Genomic DNA, 15,849 nt, shown 5'->3' with positions numbered 1-15,849 from the left:
AACCGGCCGCTGGTCAGGCCGGCGACCGCATGGCTCTCGTCCGACAGCGAATGCGCAACCTGCTTGACCGCCGCCTGCACCAGCGCGCCGATCACGCCGCCCGCATTGACCGACATGCCGCCGAGCTCGTTGCCGCTGGCGGTCGCAATCTTCTGCCACAGCACGTCGCCGCTTTTCAGATCGACCAGCTTCGCCGATGCGGATACCACCGTGGTCGAGTCGATCACGCGATAAACCGAACCGTACTGCGTGATCTTGGAAAACAGCACCGCGTCCGCACCGAAAATCTCGCGCAGCCTGGCCGGCGACACCTGTTCGATATCGGCCGGCGCGGTCAGCCCGTTCTGCTTGAAGGTCTCCTCCATCAGCGCGACCGGAATGCTGGACCGATTCAGGGAGTGCTTCGAGAGCAATGCCGAACTCGTTCATGCGTCGGCGAAGCCAGATGATCAGCGTGTCGCGGGCCTCGCCGTCAGCGATTTTTCCCCTCATGTCCTGTCCCCCGAATTCGGGTTGTCGCGGGTTATCGCGGTTGATGCCTTGGCCGCTAGACGCGCCTGCGGGCCGTCTGCTCGAATGTCTCGCCCGAGCGGAAACGATCCAGCCTGTCGCTAGCGTCAGCGATCGCGGCAACTGGCGCGCGCCGAAGCTGATGGTCGTAGGTGCTCACGATCGTCGCGAACTGCGCAAATCCGTCATCGTCAAGCATCCACACGCCTGTGGTCCGGCCGCAGTCGAATGCCGACCTGATCACCTCTTCCGCGTGCTGCATCTGCTCGACCGTCGCCGAGCCGTATCCAGCTTCCGCGAGTAGCCCCACAACGATCATGGCCGGGCACAGCGTCTGGGCAGCGTTCAGGTTGCCCTGGCTTCGCCGCATCGCGTCGAGGGCTATGTGTACCTGCAAGGAAACTTCGTCCGCCTGAGCGCGCAGCATGGGCAACAGCAGAGTTTTCGAGCGGCGGGCGCGAGCGGCCTGCTGGCTTGTGTAAAACTGAATTGTTCTTGCCATCGATGATTGATGATAGGAAAGGCAATTGCGCCGCAGACACATACCACAATTTCAAGCTGCGGTTAATCCGAAAGCTATACGCTTTTCTTGAGCTTTCAGGGTTAAACCCGTCAGCCGGCTGACGGGAGTCAGGAAGGCGGGAAGCAGCGCCGGGTGGGCAAGGTATCCATCGTCTTCGACATCCGGCACGAAGCTTCACTCGAAAGCTCGCGGATTTGACCATTCTTTCGGTCCGCTTCAAAGCCTGGCCAGCCTGAACAATAGCAGGCATGTCCGAGGTTACCGACAATCCCCTGCTCAGACTGCGCCCGCTCGAAGAGAGCGCGGTCCGCATGTTTTTCGAGTCGCTGCGTACGTTGCGCGAGTGCTTTGAGGCGCCCGACGTTGCTGAAATCATGATCAACGATTTCAACAACATCTGGATCGAGCGCCGCGGCCAGATGCATCGGCTTGACCTCACGCTTCACGAAGCGGTGCTTGACGGCGCGATCAGCGCGCTGGCGGCATCGGTCGACAAGTCGGCGGTCGCTGGCACCGCGCAGGGGATCATCAACGCCGGCCACAAGAATCTGCGTATCGCATCAGTGATGCGGCCAACCGCGATCGACGGCAATGCGCTTTCGATCCGCAAGCACCGCGACAAGCACCTCTCGCTTCACGACTACGTGAACATGGGTGCGTTCTCGCTCGCGAACGCCCGCAAGGAAAAGGAACTCGATCTCTTCCCTCCGGGCATCCAGGACGATGCCTTGCGCGAGGCGCTGGGCGCGATGGTGCGGGCGCGCCGCAACGTCCTCGTCGCCGGCGGCACGTCGTCGGGCAAAACCACCCTGCTGAACGCGCTCAATGCCGAGATTCCTGAGGACGAACGCGTCATCACGGTCGAGGACACGATGGAACTGAAGCTGACCGCGCCCAATCGTGTGCGGCTGCTCTCAAACCCCGACAAGGGCGTCACGACCCAGCTGCTCGTCGCCCTGTGTCTGCGCTTCCGCCCCGACCGCATCATCGTCGGTGAAGTGCGAAGCGGCGAGGCCTATGACTTCATCCAGGCGCTGAGTACGGGTCACGACGGTGGCATGGGTTCGATCCATGCCAACGACGCGCGTGGGGGGCTGAGCCGCCTGGAAAGTCTCGCCATGCTCGGCGTGCCGCCCGGCAGCCGGTGGGAACTGGCGGATATGCGCAAGGCGGTGGCCGACTGCTTCCACTACGTCATTCATCTTCGCCGCACAGGCGAGCTGCGTCACGTTTCTGAAATCCTCGAAATCAAGGGTTTCAGGGACGGCGATTACGTTCTCAACCGCGTTTTTTAACCCTATCGGAGTGCCACAAAATGAAGAAGTATCTGCCCGAGTTTCTCGCTACCGCGCGCGAGCGCACGCGAGCGTTGAGCCGACTGATCTGGACGCGCTTCCTGACGCGTCGGGAACTGCGTTCGACTCTGGTGGGCGCCTCGCTCGCCGCATTGGCGCCGTTCGCCTCCGCCACCGACCTGACCGACCTCGGTTCGGCCACGGACGTCATCTGTCTGATCTCGGCCTATATCAGTGGCCCCTGGCTGTACGGCATTGGCATCGTGCTGATCATCGTCGGCGCCGTCGCGATCGGCAACTCGGAAAGCACGATCGGCAAGATCATTTCGACGGTCTTCGTCGGGCTCGGGCTCGCCGCGTGCGCAATTCCGATCGTGAAGAACCACCTCCACGTCACCTACACCTGTACCTGAGCTCACATGCGTCAGCGCACACGCGTAAGCCGGTCGCTTTCACTGCCTCGCCAGATGGGCGGGGCAGATCGCGGTCTCGCGATCGCCAACGGCACGATGACCATGCTGCTCTGCTACACCAGCATGACGCCGACCTTCCTCGTCGTTGGCATCGCTGTTCACTGGCTGTTGCGTTGGAAAAGCTCGAAAGATCCGTGGTGGAAGCAGGTCATGCTCGTCTACAACCGCTACGCGGACGTGTATGAGCCGGTGCCGACCGCGAAGTTTTCGGCCCGATTCAAACGTCCCTATGGATTTGATCAGGACCTGCCATGCTGAAGAAGAGCCTGAAGCGCCGCTCGATCCAGGAAATCGCCCCGTGGGCGACGATGGTCACGCCCGAACTGATCCTCGACAAGGACGGGTCGCTACTGACCGTCTATACGTTTGAAGGCGTTGACGCCGACAGCCCGAACGCCTCCGATATTTCGGCGGCGCGCGACAACCTGGATCACGCCTGCAAGAACTTCGACCACCGGATCACGGCGTGGTGGAAGCTCTCGCACCGGCGCATCAAGGGGGACATCGGTGGGACATTCGATTCCTCAATGGACGCGCGCGTCGACGAAATCAACCGCGCGCATGTCGCGAGCGGCCGGTATTTCCGCAACACGCATTCGCTCGCGCTCGCCTTCACGCCCGAGACCGGCGTCAACAAGATCTTCGAGAAGGTCGCGTATCACATGACGGTGGGCGGCAAATCGATGCCGCTCGCCATCTTCGAGACGATCAAGGACTCGGTGCTCGCGCGCAGTGCCTTCGCCTTCGATATCGAGCGGCTGACGTCTGACATCAAGCGGTTCGAAGGCGTGATCGATGCGTTCAAGGGCGGTGTCACGCGACTGAGGATGAAGCGCCTGCAGTTGCAGAACGCGCTCGCGTTCCTCCATCAGGCGGCTAATCCGTCCGTGCCGCCGCGGCGCGTGCGGTATCCGGTCACGATGCTGGACACGCACCTGACCGAGAGCGAAGTGACGATCGGCGCCGATACGCTGATGTTCGAATCCGCTCACGGCAAGCGGTACGCGAAAATCATCGCCGTCAAGGAGTGGATGGGTTTTCAGGAAGCAGCGCTGGACGTGCTCGCGGAAGTCGACGCGGAACTCGACGTGTGCGTCATGTTCCGCTTTCTGGACACCACGAAGGCGAGTGCGTACATCGAGAAGATCCGCAAGTTCTACAAGGTCGCCGCGTTCAATCCGTGGTCGATCCTCAAGGCGTACTTCTCGAAGGAAGAGCAGAAGAACGACGAAGGCCGCGAGCGTCTCGCTGACGAAGCGGAGAAAGCGCTGGCGAAACTCGTCGCGGACGGGCAGCAGTATGGCTTTGCGAACGTCTCGGTGATCGTCTATGGCGATACGGTCGAGGAATGCGAGGACGCCACGCGCGAAGTGATCGGCCGGATCGGCAACGCAGGCTTCGGCGTGATCCTCGAGCGTGACAATCTGTTCGCCGCGTGGCAGACAACGTTGCCGGGCCGATGGGACCAGCAGAGGCGGTTGCAGTTTGTAGAAACGCCGGCGGTGTCGGACGTTGCGCCGGTGCGCAGCGTGTCGGAGGGCGACACGGTCAATACGTGGCTCACGCAGCAGTCGGGCGAGAAGACCGGGCCGCTCACGATGCTGCCGACGCGTCACAAGACGCTGCAGCGTGTGAGTCTGCACCATCCGGGCGGCAAGTCGCACGCGATCGTGATTGGCCCGATCGGCGCGGGCAAGTCGATCTTCCTGAATTTCCTCGTCTCCCAGACCGGGCGCCACAAGGCGCGGCGAATCCGTTTCGACAAGGACCGCTCGACCCGCATCCCGACCCTGCTCGCGGGCGGACGATTTGTCGACGCAACGGGGCGCTTTGAGGCCGGGACCTCGGTCAATCCGCTCTCGCTGCTGCACGATTCAAAGCACTTCCCGTACGTCGCCGAGTGGGTACAGATGGCGATCGAGGACGATGACTTCCGATGCTCGCCGCAACAGCAGCGCACGATTTTCGAGAAGGTCACGGTCTTGGGTACGGGCTACCCGCGCGATCTCTGGACACTGTCCAACCTCAATGCGCTGCTGCCGATCGAGCTGCGCGAGCGACTCGCCGTCTGGTCCCAGGGCGAAAAGCACGGCCGGTTTTTTGATCACGTCGACGACGCCTTCTCGCTGTCCGACGACATCTCGATCGAGATGGGCGACCTGTTCCAGAACTATCCGGTGGCCGCGGCGCTGTTCATGGATTACGCGTTCTACCGTATCGCGCAGTGGCTCGACGGCAAGCGCTACACCGTCATCGAAGTGGAGGAGGCGGGCTTCTTCTTCCAGTATCCGCGCTTCTACCAGCGTCTGGAAAGCTGGGCGGTCACGATCCGGAAACTGAATGCGACGCTGCTGCTCGCGACGCAGTCGCTTTCCCAGGTGGCCCGTATCCCGAACTTTGAAATTCTCAAAGAGAACATTCCCAACATCTTCTATCTGCCCAACAAGGATGCAAAGAACAACCTGCATCTGTATCGCGACCTGTTCGGGCTGACGGAGCACCAGATCGACATGCTGGCCAACGCCGTGCCGAACCGCGATTACCTGTGGGTGACGCCTGACCAGACCCGCATGCTGCAGGCCAGCTTCCCGAAGGAAACGCTCGCGGTGCTGCGCTCGGACGGACGCGCGCAGGCGGTGCTCGACAGGCACTACGCGTCCGGCGCACCAGACTGGCGTGAGGCGTACGTGCGCGAAATGTTGACTCTCGACTGACCGACCCGAAAGGAATTCAACGATGAAAAAAATCCTTGCACGCCTGACGCTTGCCGCAGGCCTGACGCTCGGTGCGTCGCACGCTGCGTACGCCCAGTTCGCGGTCATTGACGCGGCTAACCTCGGGCAGAACATCATCACCGCGGGGAAGGCCGTCAAGACCGAGATCTATCAGGACAGCAACATCGTCTACCAGTACCAGATGATGGCCAACCAGCTGCTCCAGTCGATGAACCTCGATCCGGCAGCCATGAAGGCGCAGTACGATGAGATTACGGGCGACATCAGCAAGTACAGGCAGCTTGCCAGCACCATGACTGACATGTATGGCGACCTCAAGCACGGCAGCGAGTGGGTCAGTCACGTCCAGACCCTGATTTCCCGGTCGGGCAAAACAGATGCACAGTGGTTCGCCGACATGAAAACCCTCTACAACCAGCGCGACAGTGAGGTCACCCGGCTGTTCCAAGCAGGCAATGACGTCATGACACACGCCCAGACGCTGGCCAGGCGCCGCCAGGACCTGCAGTCGCAGATGACCCTCACGCCGACGCAGCAGGCAACCGCTGAGATGACGACCCACTACCTGGATATCGTGTCGAGCCAGATGAGTGACCTGATCCAGTTGACGGCCGGCAAGCAGCAGCATGATGCGCAGAACCAGTCAGTAGCCAACCAGGATGACAAGGATCGCGCTGCGGCCGCGCAGACCTTCCAGGACAAGCAGGCCGCCGAACGCGCGTCCTATGGCCTTTGAAGCGGTGGGGTAGAACAGCATGCTTCGCTATCTGAACCGGCTTTGGCTTACAGCGCTGGTGCCGCTGTGTGTGTTCGCGTGCCCCGGGTTGGCCTTTGCCGACGATGTCACGACCTTGCCGGACGGCACCGTGGTTCCCACTTCCAGCACACCGAGCACGTCTACCTCATCTGCCGCTTCGTCACTCGTCAAGGCTGGTGAACTGGCAAAAGGAAACGCGTCCGCCATGGACAAGATCACCGCGATGTTTGCGGCGGTGATCAGCACGGCCGCTGACGCAAGCAAGAGCATCAGCCAGGAATCGGACAAATTCGCCGGTGGCCTCGCGGTCATCACGATCGTGCTGGCCGCGGTCCGCTTCGCCGCGACGAAAGACCCTGTCATGGCGTGGATCGCAGTGTTCGAAGAACTCGGAATGCTCGGCATTTTTGCATCCTTCTACATTGGGTATGCGACCTGGGTGCCGTCCTTTTACAAGTGGTTCCAGACACTGTCGTCGGAGATCGCCGGTGGCACAAACATGAGCAGTTCGGTCAGCATTATCGGCAACGCTGCCGGTCAGATCTTCGACTCCGTTGTGCAGGCATTTTCCGGTGCGAAATGGTACGAATACATGTCGGTGCTGATTGGAGTCTTCCCGCTCCTCGCCGCGTACCTGCTTCTGTCAATCACCTCGGTCGTGTTCGTGTTTTTCATCAACGTGGGACAGTTGCAGTTCGCATGCGGCGCGGTCATGGGCCAGATCGCGTTTGCGCTCGGATTCTCATCGTTCACGCGCGGCTATTTCAAGTCCTGGCTCGACTTCATGATCAGTGCGGGCATGTATATGGTCGTGGCCGCAATCATGATGAGACTCGTGACGGGAAGTCTCGTGAATGCTGTCCAGGCCGCGACCAACGCGGGATTGACCACCGCGTACTCAGCGGGATACGTCTTTGACCTCGCATTCTTCGTGTTTCTCGTGTCGTTCGAGATTCCGAAAATCGCGGGAATGTTCGGGGGCGGCACGGGGGTTACCGGCGGGGCGCTGGCCAAACTGGCGAAGCCGCTGCTATGACCGCGCATACGCCTATGACCGTGGACACGCTGATTGGCGAATATCAGCGTCGCGTGGACCTGATTGCGCAGTGTGCGAACGAAGCCAGCCAGGGCGAGCTGGAGCGCAAGTGGCTTGCCGTGCTGCGCGCCTGCGCCTCGTGGTTCTCGTCGTTGCCGTTGAGCCCGGATCTGTACCGGGAATCTGGCGGCGCCTTCCGCGCCACGATCGAGACCGCGTTCTACGCCATGCGGCTGGCTGGCGGCCAGAAGTTCGGCACCAACCTCACTTCGGAAAAGCGCCGGCGCATCGAGCCGCAATACAACTACGCGGTGTTTCTGGCCGCCGTGTGTTCACGACTCGATGAACCGTACCGACACTTCGCCACCGAGCGGGATCGCGACCGTGCAATGTGGAATCCGCCGGTTCACGGTCAGTTTGGCCCGTGGCTGGCCGGATCGTCGTATCGGCTCACGCGGCGAGACACCCCGCTGCCCGTCGAACGGATGCGTACCGGCATGCTTGCCCAGATGCTGGTGGGCTCCGGGTTGCTCGCGGGTCTGGACGCCGAGGTGCTTGCGGAACTCTTTGGCGCGATCAATCCGAACATGCGGCCGATCGAAGCCGAATCGCTGCTGCACAAGGTGGTCCGCCAGGGCGTCAGCACAGCCGACGAGTTCGACCGCAAGGCGCAGCGTGGTGTATTCGCACCGGTCCAGTTCGCCGTGCCTTCGGCTGTCCACGTCGCTGCCGAGCTCGAGCCAGTGACAACGCCGGGAGAGCCGGTAACAGGCGCGAGCGCAACGGCAGCACCGCACAATCCGGCTCCAACGTCGGGCACGCCGGTTTCACCGGCGCAAACGGAATCAGCAGCAACGCCGGCGTCGGCTGGTACACCGCCGCCAGCCATGGTAGTGGATCCGTCGACGGGCGAGGTTCTGCCCGCTTCGGTATCTGCGGACACTGCGCCTGTGCAGTCGCCGGCGCCGGTGTCCGCCGCGGTCGATCCGGCCGCCATGCGCTCACCAGCACCGACGACAAGTATTCCGAAGGCGTCGAACGCGTCGGCGTTCGATGAAGTCCTCAAGGGCGTGCCTGGCTCGGTACGCGAGTTTTTTCAGGCACTCAGTGAAGACGTCGCCAGTGGCAAGGCGGCCGTGCAATGGACCGGGAAAGGGCTTGTCGTGCCCAAGCGCCTGATCGGAAGCTACGGCATCGCCGCCAGCACGCTCGTGGAGCACATGCGCAAGCGCAGCCTGATGGTCGCCGATGCATCAACCGAAGTCACCCTCGCGCCCCGCGCGGGGCAACTCATACTCGCGAGCCCTGCGTGAACAGCTACATCAACCATTTCAGGCCAATGTACGAAGTTCGCGCGGCGGCGTTCTGGCTGGCGGCGATCGTGCTGTTACCTATCTCAGGCATGCCCTATGGCTGGTCGTTCGCGCTGGTGGCCCTTGCGTTTCTGGCGCTCCGGTCCGCGCAGATCTGGCGCGCACTGACTTTCCGCATGGCCATCTCGACCAAATGGCTGACGACGCTGGAGGTGCCGAAGTTGCTGCAGATCCAGAAGCGGATGCGCACTGAAGCGAATTCAATGTATCTCGGCATCGGCTACGAGTGGACGCAGAAGCATTCCCAGATCGCGCATGACATTTTGCGTATGCCGACGACCGATATTCCCGGTTTGCCGCGCTGGCTCAACAGGACGAAGACGGGCCGCCAAATCGAAGAGGCCATCGAAAGCATGTTCGCGCCGAAAGACAGCATCCGCGATCGCATGCCGCAGGGTTCGTCGTGGATTCACGGCATGGAGCCAAAAAAGGCGCTGGTGCCGTTTCACTACAAGGCGATGGGTGGTCACACCCTAGTCGGCGGCACGACCGGCGCGGGCAAGACCCGCACTTATGAGGTGATCTCCACCCAGGTCATTCACCTCGGCGACGTGCTCATCATCGTTGACCCGAAGAACGATGCGGAGTGGAAACGTCGCGTCGAGAAGGAATGCGTGCGTTCAGGTCGCAAATTCCTGTACTTCAACCAGGCCAAGCCGTCCGAGTCGATCCGCCTGAACCCGATCGAAAACTGGTCGCAGCCGTCGGAAATCCCCAGCCGGATCGCGCAGTTGATGGAGGAGGGCCCGTTCCGCGACTTCGCGTTCCTGTTCATCGACCGTGCCGTGAAGGGCGAGCTCTACTTCGGAGACAAGCCGACCCTGCGCTCGATCCTCAAGTATGCACAGTCGGGCATCACGTCGCTGCTCGAAAAGGCGCTCAAGCGCTTCTTCGTTGAACAAGGGCTTTCGGACTGGGAGCAACAGGTCGCCACTGAAACGACGCGGCAGGGTCAGCGCAACAACGCTACCTCGCTCGTCGACGGGATGATCGGACTTTACAACGCGCAGTTCGCGGCACAGGAGCGAGGCAACGAAGCGATCGACGGACTGATTGCCACGCACGTGCACGACCGTGAGCACTACATGCGCATCATCGCGTCGGCGCTGCCACTGCTGCAGATGCTGGCTACGGGGGAGACGGGCCTCATGCTCGCGCCCAAGGCCGACGACTTCGACGACGAGCGCGAGATTTGGGATATCGACAAGGTCATCAAGCAGAAGGCCGTCCTGTACATGGGCCTCGACTCGCTGTCGAACAACATCGTGCAGAAAGCGATCGCGTCGATGATCCTCTCGGACGTGGCCGCGGTGTGCGGTTCAATCTACAACTTCTACGATTCGCCGCCCGAAGTGGTGCTGATCATCGACGAGATTGCGGAAGCGATCAACGAGCAGGTGATCCAGATTCTCAACAAGGGGCGCGGCGCAGGCTTCAAGGCATTCGTCGCATTCCAGGCGCGCGCGGACCTGGAAGCGCGGCTTGGAAACGCCGCCAAAATGCTTCAGGTTTTGGGCAATCTGAACAATCAGATCATCCTAAGATTGGAAGACAGCGATACCGCGCAGTGGTTTTCCGACAAGGTCGGGGAAACCGCGATTCGCAACCTGACGCTCACAGGCAGTACAAGCACGGGCAGCGAAGCGCATATCGGTGAATTTACCGGGTCCGTTTCACGTTCGCTTCAACTGGAGAAGGTTCCGCTGATCCCAACGCGCCTGATTCATGGCTTGCCGAATTTGCAGTACTTCATGCGCATTTCGGGCGCTGCCGTCTATCAGGGCCGTATTCCCATCCTTCAAGGCTGAAAAACTACGCATGTCTGCCGTATTTAAAAAAATCATTCGCGAACACAAGCTGTCGTCCCGCCTGATTCCCGTTTTCACGGTGGCGCCGGAACTTGAACTCGCCTGCGGTCGCGTGGCCGATTTCATCGGAGAGAAGTTCATGGGGGAGAGCGAGCCGCTAGTCAAGGAGATGCTCGACTGCGCGCTGGCCGCTTACAAGCGCACGCGCAAGACGGGCAACCCGCACATCGCGTTCATGCAGGGGCTATTTTCCCGCGCTCACCTGCTGTATGCGCGCCGCTACGTGGCAATTGACGGCGATCGCTACCACGTCTGGCCGCCGATGCTCGAGCCGGTGACCACGTTCGAGGCGCGCTACGGCAAGCTCGAAACGGGCATGTTCGACGAGCGCTGCCCGGAATCCGTCACGCAGCGCTCGGCCGCCTTCCAGTTGGCCGCGCGCGCGCTGACGGGCGAAAACTTCCGACTCTATTTCGAGGACTATGATGTCGCTCACGCCTTTTCTGATAGCGAAGCTATCGAGGGTTGAACCGGACGTCGCGCGCCGGGCCATATCGACAGCCAGCGCGATCGACGAGATTGAAGGCGGGCGACCGCCGGAGTTCTCACGCGGTCCAAACGCGATGGCGTTCGCTCTGGCGCTCTTTGTGGCGCGGCGGCCCGTGCATTTCTATCTTGGCCTCGCCGGGCTGATTGGCTTTCCGCTCTACCTTCTGGTGCGGATCGGATCATTCCTGATCGAGTGGGGGATGCACGCCTATGGCCGGTAGCCGGTTCGTCTCCCACGTCAAGTGGTGGTTCTTCTTCGTCCCGTTGCTTGCCGTGTTCATCATGCCGGCCATTCCCGAGCCCTCACTGTTCTCGGTGCCGCCCGAGGAAGCAGCATCGGTCGCAGCAATTGTCGGTGTCGAGCGGGCCGATGAAGTGGTCAAGAAGACAAACGAACGGTTCGACGCCTGGTTCGTGCAAACGGGCCTTGTGCGCGCGACCATCGACGCGACTGGAAGCGGTGATCTTGGCGATGGGGGAGTGTCCGAGTTCGCGCACACGTGGGTCCACAACTTCTGGCACGAGCTATACCGGGTCGTGTATCGGGCGAGCGTCATGAAACTCTGGATTTTCGGCACGATGGTCTTCTGTGTTGCGGCATTCTTCGACGGTGCGATGCGTCGCAAGATCAAGGCATCAGCGGCGGGCTTCGCCAGTCCACTGTCGTTTCACCTGGCCGGTCACGGCATTCTGCTCGTGTTTGGCATTGCTTTTGCCGTCCTTGTCGCACCGATCCCGGTGCTCGCACCGTGCTGGATCGCGATTGCGGCGGTCCTCGGCGCGCTTCTTTGGCACGCGGCATCCTCTTACCAGTGATCGACTAACCCGAAAGCTACATGGAAAGCCGCATCATTCCGGGTTGAGGCCGTCAGCCGGCTGTCCGCCGCAGTCGTCAAGCGCTTCAATGAGCGCCACCGCGGCGAAAGCGCGGCGCCACAGAGCCACTCCAGACCGTACTGGCTCATATCGACCAGTCCGCACTTCTTGCGTAACAGGCGTGTGCCTCCGCGCGCTTCGCGATCTTGCTGATGGTTGAATCCGCTCCCCACCCCGGTCGGACGACCCGCTCCACAGCGGTCAGTCGGTCGAATCACGGTTTTGCGAACTTGAGCACCTTAAAGCGGCCGTTGGCGAGCACACCCCACCGGCCATTAGCCGACGGTCGAGGCCCTCGTCCAGTTTGGCTGGCCGAGGTCTCGCTCGCCCTCGCTCAACGGCCGGTTTCTGGCGAGCAAATTGCGGACGGCACTGCCTCAAGCCGGCCCAGCTTGAGATATCGGGTAGATGCTCGCGAAGGACCGCTACCGAACGCTAAGCGGCTGCCAAACAATTGATGGCGTTCGGACATTAAGTGAGCAAGTTCGGGCCTGAAACGCAAGGAATCATCGAGCGTTCCGGCATACATGGTCACAATCTGCGGGCCTCTGTCTAGATCGACGAACGCATCCTCAATTTCGATCCCCGCGTACGTTGATACCCTTGTTGAGCCATTTACACAGGTGAATCGCGCTCCCTTACGCAGTGGCGTCACGCCGGCCCGCTCAACGGTTTTTAGTCGCGCTCCTCAATGTCATAGTCGCTCTGCTCAATGTGGAACAGTGTAGCGAGTGCTTTACGCTTCCGATTCGATTCGCGACTACGCGCCTCCAACGAGTAGTCCGAATCCAAGGGAAGATGAGGCGACGCAAAGAGGTCGCTGATCTTGTGGAACAATGCAATAATGATATTCATTTGGACTCCAAAGTGACTGCCATATCTGAACAGCTCGCCTCTCCGGGCCGCCGGGACGAACCTTCGAAAGATGCGTCGATTAGATGACTGGTTCCGTTTTTATTAAATTCGTAGATCTAAATATCTGGCGCGGCGAATCTTCGGGCGAATCGACCCTAACAAAATCACACTGTGTTTCCCTGCGAACAGTGGCTTCAATCACCGACGTCCGGGCGCTCCAGTTCGGCGATGAGACTGTCCAATTTATCGAAAGCGCCGTTCCAGCCGGCGTGATGACCGTCACGCGCGACTTCATCGAAAAATTGCGCGTGCGTGAACTTCATCTCCGTGCCAGCATCGAGGGGGCGCAACTCGACCGTCACCAGAGAGCGTCGCTCCGGCAGCGTGACCCACTCCCATGTGAAGACGAGTTTGCGATCTGTCTCGACCTCCTGGTATTCGCCGTGGCAGTCGTGCGTTTCGCCGTCCAATGTCTGGAACACCACACGAAAGCCGCCGCCCACGCGTGGGTCAGCTTCGGCGCTCAGCACCGGCCCGGCGTCGGGCCCCCACCAGCGCGCCATCAATTCTGGCCGCGTCCAAGCCGCGTAGACTCGCGCGGGCGATGCCTTCAGGCGTCGCACGATCGTCAGGCTGGGTTTCTCCTCACTCATTCATCTTCGCCTTCGACAAAATTGGCAAGGCGGTCGAGACTCGCGGACCAGAAGCGCTGATAGCGCGAAAGCCAAGCCATCGCCTCTTCCATCGGAGCGGCGACGAGTTCGACCGATACGGTTCGGCCGCTCTTGATGCGAGAGATCAGACCTGCGTCGCTCAGCACGTCGAGATGCTTCATCACCGCTGGTAGCTTGATCGGCAGCGGGCGCGCGATTTCCGTCACCGACAGGCCGGGTTCACGCTCCAGCCGCGCGAGGATGGCCCGCCGCGTGGGGTCCACAAGGGCGGAAAACGTACGATCGAGTTGACTGACTGGAAACTTCACCATGTGGCAAACTATATGGCGGCCGCCGGTTTGAGTCAAGTCCTTCATGGACTCGGCCATAAGCATTTCAAAAACTTCGGAAATAGCGACCGCCCATTGGTTTTTGATCGGGCTGTTCAGCGCCACGACTAGGGGGGCGCGCGACTGCAGCCGCGCCCACATCAGCCGCTCAGTCAACCCAACCAGGCCGGATGTCGCTTGCGGGTCGGAGGTATGCACTGCCGACTGGCCGCTTACGGGCCGCAGAATTCCAGTGACCGCTTCCGAGCGATGAGTTCAGGGAGCGGACTGACGTAGCGCGACCCCTAGTTGCCGCTCAAGCGCGGAGAAGTCAATGGCTGCTTTTCAAAATGCTTCGGCCATCCAACGCTCGACCGTCCCTGGTATGGACAGGTCAGCGCTTCGCAACCCAGTGCTGCGCGCAGGGGCGCAGTGACCTGCGGCAGGGGGCGGTGCAACAACGAGGCGGGCGACGATTCACGTCCCCGCACGGATTCGATTTCGTCTTCACCGGTTCGCTGATGACTGCAGCTCCCGCTTTATCGCATCGGCGATGGCCTTCCGGTGAATTTCGAACGTCTTGGAAATTGCGCGCAACGCGATCAGCAGTTCCGCGGTCAGTTGGCTGTCCCAGCCGAATGCGTTGCATTGCAGCAGCCGATTCTCTTGCGCAGCAATCAGTCGGTATGCGAGGCCGAGTTGTTCGTCAGCCAGGCGAAGATGAGAATGTTCGACGTGGAGGCATGGCATGACGTTCTTCTCTCGGCCGCCGACAGATATGGAAGGCAATTCCTACCCAGGCGCTCAATCAGTGTAGGGTGGGAAAGTCGGGTGTAAGAGACACTTACAATTGCGCTCCCGCAGAACGAACACCGACATTGCTTGGGAGACACGTTCAGTAAACGGGGCGCCCCGTGCTCCGCCGCGCCGACCGCTTAGAATGAGGAAGGAAGCGGTTATCCGATGAGCTTAGCAAGCAGCCAGATCAGTTGCTTGGGGTCCCAGCCCTTCTGGAAATATCCGTCAAATTCGCCATCCGTCGAATGTTGTCGAACAGAAAGCTCGTCGAGTGCTGTATGAGCGATGACGAGAACTGTCGCGGTCTCCGGAGCAAGCCGCAGCGAACGCGCAACCTGAAGTCCGTTGCATCCTGGCATCGAGACATCCATAAGGAAGAGATGGGACGGCCATGTGCTTCCGATCGCGATCGCGTCCTTCCCGCTGTAGACGGCCCGGCATTGAATGTCATGTAATGACAGATATGCCGCGAGTGCGTCGGCCCCATCATGGTTATCATCAACCACTGTCACGCGCAGCCTTTCGCCGTGCAGAGCGACGCGGCGCGTAGTCCACGGGCGGAGGATCGGATAAAACGCTGAGGGCGGCATATGATCTCGGGGTAGTCCCTCGTCGTCGCATTTTTGGTGCCTGAAAAGGGTGGTCTGGTCGATTTTTTCGCGCTGCGCGGGATCAAACCGGTTCGGTCCACGCGGAGGGATTCTACCGGCTGGGAGTTCAGGGTTGCGCCGCAAAGGGAAAATAACGGCGGGCCGGGTCTCTCGCTTGCTCAATGCAGCCAGCTAGCTGCGCATCGAGCGCTGAGGGAGACAGGGCGTGGAACACGAAGACTGCAAAATACTGACCCTGCGCCAGCGCATTCGGCGGTCGAAACCGCCAAAGAAGATGTATTGAGGGCGTTCGGCTTGCCGATCGATGCGCCCCGGGACCGCGAGCGCGATGCGGCCGAGTCCGTGGCAGTGTCGGGTATGACGTAAGACCCTGAAGGGACAGGAAGTCACAGTGTCGGTACGACTCACGGCCTGATATGGGGCGCTCTCCGCCCAGGCGACGATTCATTTCGGGCAAATGCCCAATCAGATCAGAAGACGGTCGGAAATGGCGCCGAAGACGCCGCTCATCCCATGAGTGCCGGCCGAAGCAGGAGCGGTCAATGAAAATCGCGCCTGCGTTCACACTTGGTCTATTCCGCCATCGAGCACGTCACCGCCTTCAATGCCAGAAGAACGTAGCTTGCCGAAGACCCGTAGAAAGGGAAAATCGTGAAGGTCGAACTGAG

General features: G+C 60.9%; 17 protein-coding genes and 1 pseudogene. 11 read left to right on the top strand and 7 right to left on the bottom strand.

All coding sequences use genetic code 11. The features are described 5' to 3' along the window. Positions 1 to 380 (bottom strand): annotated as a pseudogene (locus BTH42_RS19265) (GNA1162 family protein); the annotation flags it as partial. A 167-nt stretch (positions 381 to 547) separates the two neighbouring features. After that, on the bottom strand, positions 548 to 1,012 hold the full coding sequence (locus BTH42_RS19260) for a hypothetical protein (RefSeq protein WP_075302328.1): 465 nt from the start codon (positions 1,010 to 1,012) through the stop codon (positions 548 to 550). Between the two features lie 269 nt (positions 1,013 to 1,281). Between BTH42_RS19260 and BTH42_RS19255 the strand changes: the two genes are divergently transcribed. Genes BTH42_RS19255 through BTH42_RS19205 form a run of 11 tightly spaced genes read left to right on the top strand, consistent with a single transcriptional unit; the run spans position 1,282 to position 11,875 of the window. Further along, on the top strand, positions 1,282 to 2,328 hold the full coding sequence (locus tag BTH42_RS19255) for a CpaF family protein (RefSeq protein ID WP_075302316.1): 1,047 nt from the start codon (positions 1,282 to 1,284) through the stop codon (positions 2,326 to 2,328). A 20-nt stretch (positions 2,329 to 2,348) separates the two neighbouring features. After that, positions 2,349 to 2,741 (top strand): conjugal transfer protein TrbC, encoded by a 393-nt coding sequence (locus BTH42_RS19250; RefSeq protein ID WP_075302314.1) that lies wholly within the window; start codon positions 2,349 to 2,351, stop codon positions 2,739 to 2,741. 6 nt (positions 2,742 to 2,747) lie between these two features. After that, positions 2,748 to 3,059, top strand: coding sequence for a VirB3 family type IV secretion system protein (locus BTH42_RS19245; RefSeq protein ID WP_075302312.1), 312 nt, complete (start codon positions 2,748 to 2,750; stop codon positions 3,057 to 3,059). Continuing rightward, positions 3,053 to 5,515 (top strand): VirB4 family type IV secretion system protein, encoded by a 2,463-nt coding sequence (locus tag BTH42_RS19240; protein WP_075302310.1) that lies wholly within the window; start codon positions 3,053 to 3,055, stop codon positions 5,513 to 5,515. Before BTH42_RS19245 ends, BTH42_RS19240 begins: the two co-directional genes overlap by 7 nt. A gap of 22 nt (positions 5,516 to 5,537) precedes the next feature. Next, positions 5,538 to 6,272, top strand: a complete 735-nt coding sequence (locus BTH42_RS19235; protein WP_075302308.1) for a type VI secretion protein — start codon at positions 5,538 to 5,540, stop codon at positions 6,270 to 6,272. Between the two features lie 19 nt (positions 6,273 to 6,291). Beyond that, entirely contained in the window at positions 6,292 to 7,329 is a 1,038-nt protein-coding gene (locus BTH42_RS19230) for a type IV secretion system protein (RefSeq protein ID WP_075302306.1), read from the top strand. Continuing rightward, positions 7,326 to 8,642: a TraI domain-containing protein gene (locus BTH42_RS19225; RefSeq protein WP_075302304.1), complete on the top strand. Its 1,317-nt coding sequence runs from the start codon at positions 7,326 to 7,328 to the stop codon at positions 8,640 to 8,642. The genes BTH42_RS19230 and BTH42_RS19225 overlap by 4 nt, the downstream gene beginning before the upstream one ends. Beyond that, a complete protein-coding gene (gene traD / locus BTH42_RS19220; protein ID WP_075302302.1) occupies positions 8,639 to 10,510 on the top strand; it encodes a conjugative transfer system coupling protein TraD in 1,872 nt (623 codons plus the stop codon). Before BTH42_RS19225 ends, traD begins: the two co-directional genes overlap by 4 nt. Before the next feature lie 10 nt (positions 10,511 to 10,520). Continuing rightward, on the top strand, positions 10,521 to 11,039 hold the full coding sequence (locus BTH42_RS19215) for a hypothetical protein (RefSeq protein WP_075302300.1): 519 nt from the start codon (positions 10,521 to 10,523) through the stop codon (positions 11,037 to 11,039). Next, positions 10,993 to 11,280, top strand: a complete 288-nt coding sequence (locus BTH42_RS19210) for a hypothetical protein (protein ID WP_305954800.1) — start codon at positions 10,993 to 10,995, stop codon at positions 11,278 to 11,280. The genes BTH42_RS19215 and BTH42_RS19210 overlap by 47 nt, the downstream gene beginning before the upstream one ends. Beyond that, entirely contained in the window at positions 11,270 to 11,875 is a 606-nt protein-coding gene (locus BTH42_RS19205; RefSeq protein ID WP_075302296.1) for a DUF4400 domain-containing protein, read from the top strand. The genes BTH42_RS19210 and BTH42_RS19205 overlap by 11 nt, the downstream gene beginning before the upstream one ends. Before the next feature lie 735 nt (positions 11,876 to 12,610). Here BTH42_RS19205 and BTH42_RS19200 read toward each other — a convergent pair. The 5 genes from BTH42_RS19200 to BTH42_RS19180 form a co-directional block, all read right to left on the bottom strand. Next, entirely contained in the window at positions 12,611 to 12,790 is a 180-nt protein-coding gene (locus tag BTH42_RS19200) for a hypothetical protein (RefSeq protein WP_075302294.1), read from the bottom strand. A gap of 194 nt (positions 12,791 to 12,984) precedes the next feature. Beyond that, on the bottom strand, positions 12,985 to 13,443 hold the full coding sequence (locus BTH42_RS19195) for an SRPBCC domain-containing protein (protein WP_075302279.1): 459 nt from the start codon (positions 13,441 to 13,443) through the stop codon (positions 12,985 to 12,987). Continuing rightward, positions 13,440 to 13,991, bottom strand: a complete 552-nt coding sequence (locus BTH42_RS36095) for a helix-turn-helix transcriptional regulator (RefSeq protein ID WP_256702100.1) — start codon at positions 13,989 to 13,991, stop codon at positions 13,440 to 13,442. Before BTH42_RS36095 ends, BTH42_RS19195 begins: the two co-directional genes overlap by 4 nt. Before the next feature lie 288 nt (positions 13,992 to 14,279). Continuing rightward, positions 14,280 to 14,522, bottom strand: coding sequence for a hypothetical protein (locus tag BTH42_RS19185; RefSeq protein WP_075302277.1), 243 nt, complete (start codon positions 14,520 to 14,522; stop codon positions 14,280 to 14,282). Between the two features lie 206 nt (positions 14,523 to 14,728). After that, a complete protein-coding gene (locus BTH42_RS19180) occupies positions 14,729 to 15,160 on the bottom strand; it encodes a response regulator (RefSeq protein ID WP_075302275.1) in 432 nt (143 codons plus the stop codon). Between the last annotated feature and the right edge of the window lie 689 nt (positions 15,161 to 15,849).

The organism is Burkholderia sp. SRS-W-2-2016, assembly GCF_001931485.1.
Classification (GTDB): Bacteria; Pseudomonadota; Gammaproteobacteria; order Burkholderiales; family Burkholderiaceae; genus Paraburkholderia.
This window is presented reverse-complemented; position numbering and strand designations above follow the sequence as displayed.

Coding starts and splice junctions, on each gene's coding strand:
- BTH42_RS19260 (WP_075302328.1), bottom strand. CDS start 1,012: ATGGCAAGAACAATTCAGTTTTACACAAGCCAGCAGGCCGCTCGCGCC.
- BTH42_RS19255 (WP_075302316.1), top strand. CDS start 1,282: ATGTCCGAGGTTACCGACAATCCCCTGCTCAGACTGCGCCCGCTCGAA.
- BTH42_RS19250 (WP_075302314.1), top strand. CDS start 2,349: ATGAAGAAGTATCTGCCCGAGTTTCTCGCTACCGCGCGCGAGCGCACG.
- BTH42_RS19245 (WP_075302312.1), top strand. CDS start 2,748: ATGCGTCAGCGCACACGCGTAAGCCGGTCGCTTTCACTGCCTCGCCAG.
- BTH42_RS19240 (WP_075302310.1), top strand. CDS start 3,053: ATGCTGAAGAAGAGCCTGAAGCGCCGCTCGATCCAGGAAATCGCCCCG.
- BTH42_RS19235 (WP_075302308.1), top strand. CDS start 5,538: ATGAAAAAAATCCTTGCACGCCTGACGCTTGCCGCAGGCCTGACGCTC.
- BTH42_RS19230 (WP_075302306.1), top strand. CDS start 6,292: ATGCTTCGCTATCTGAACCGGCTTTGGCTTACAGCGCTGGTGCCGCTG.
- BTH42_RS19225 (WP_075302304.1), top strand. CDS start 7,326: ATGACCGCGCATACGCCTATGACCGTGGACACGCTGATTGGCGAATAT.
- BTH42_RS19215 (WP_075302300.1), top strand. CDS start 10,521: ATGTCTGCCGTATTTAAAAAAATCATTCGCGAACACAAGCTGTCGTCC.
- BTH42_RS19210 (WP_305954800.1), top strand. CDS start 10,993: ATGATGTCGCTCACGCCTTTTCTGATAGCGAAGCTATCGAGGGTTGAA.
- BTH42_RS19205 (WP_075302296.1), top strand. CDS start 11,270: ATGGCCGGTAGCCGGTTCGTCTCCCACGTCAAGTGGTGGTTCTTCTTC.
- BTH42_RS19200 (WP_075302294.1), bottom strand. CDS start 12,790: ATGAATATCATTATTGCATTGTTCCACAAGATCAGCGACCTCTTTGCG.
- BTH42_RS19195 (WP_075302279.1), bottom strand. CDS start 13,443: ATGAGTGAGGAGAAACCCAGCCTGACGATCGTGCGACGCCTGAAGGCA.
- BTH42_RS19185 (WP_075302277.1), bottom strand. CDS start 14,522: ATGCCATGCCTCCACGTCGAACATTCTCATCTTCGCCTGGCTGACGAA.
- BTH42_RS19180 (WP_075302275.1), bottom strand. CDS start 15,160: ATGCCGCCCTCAGCGTTTTATCCGATCCTCCGCCCGTGGACTACGCGC.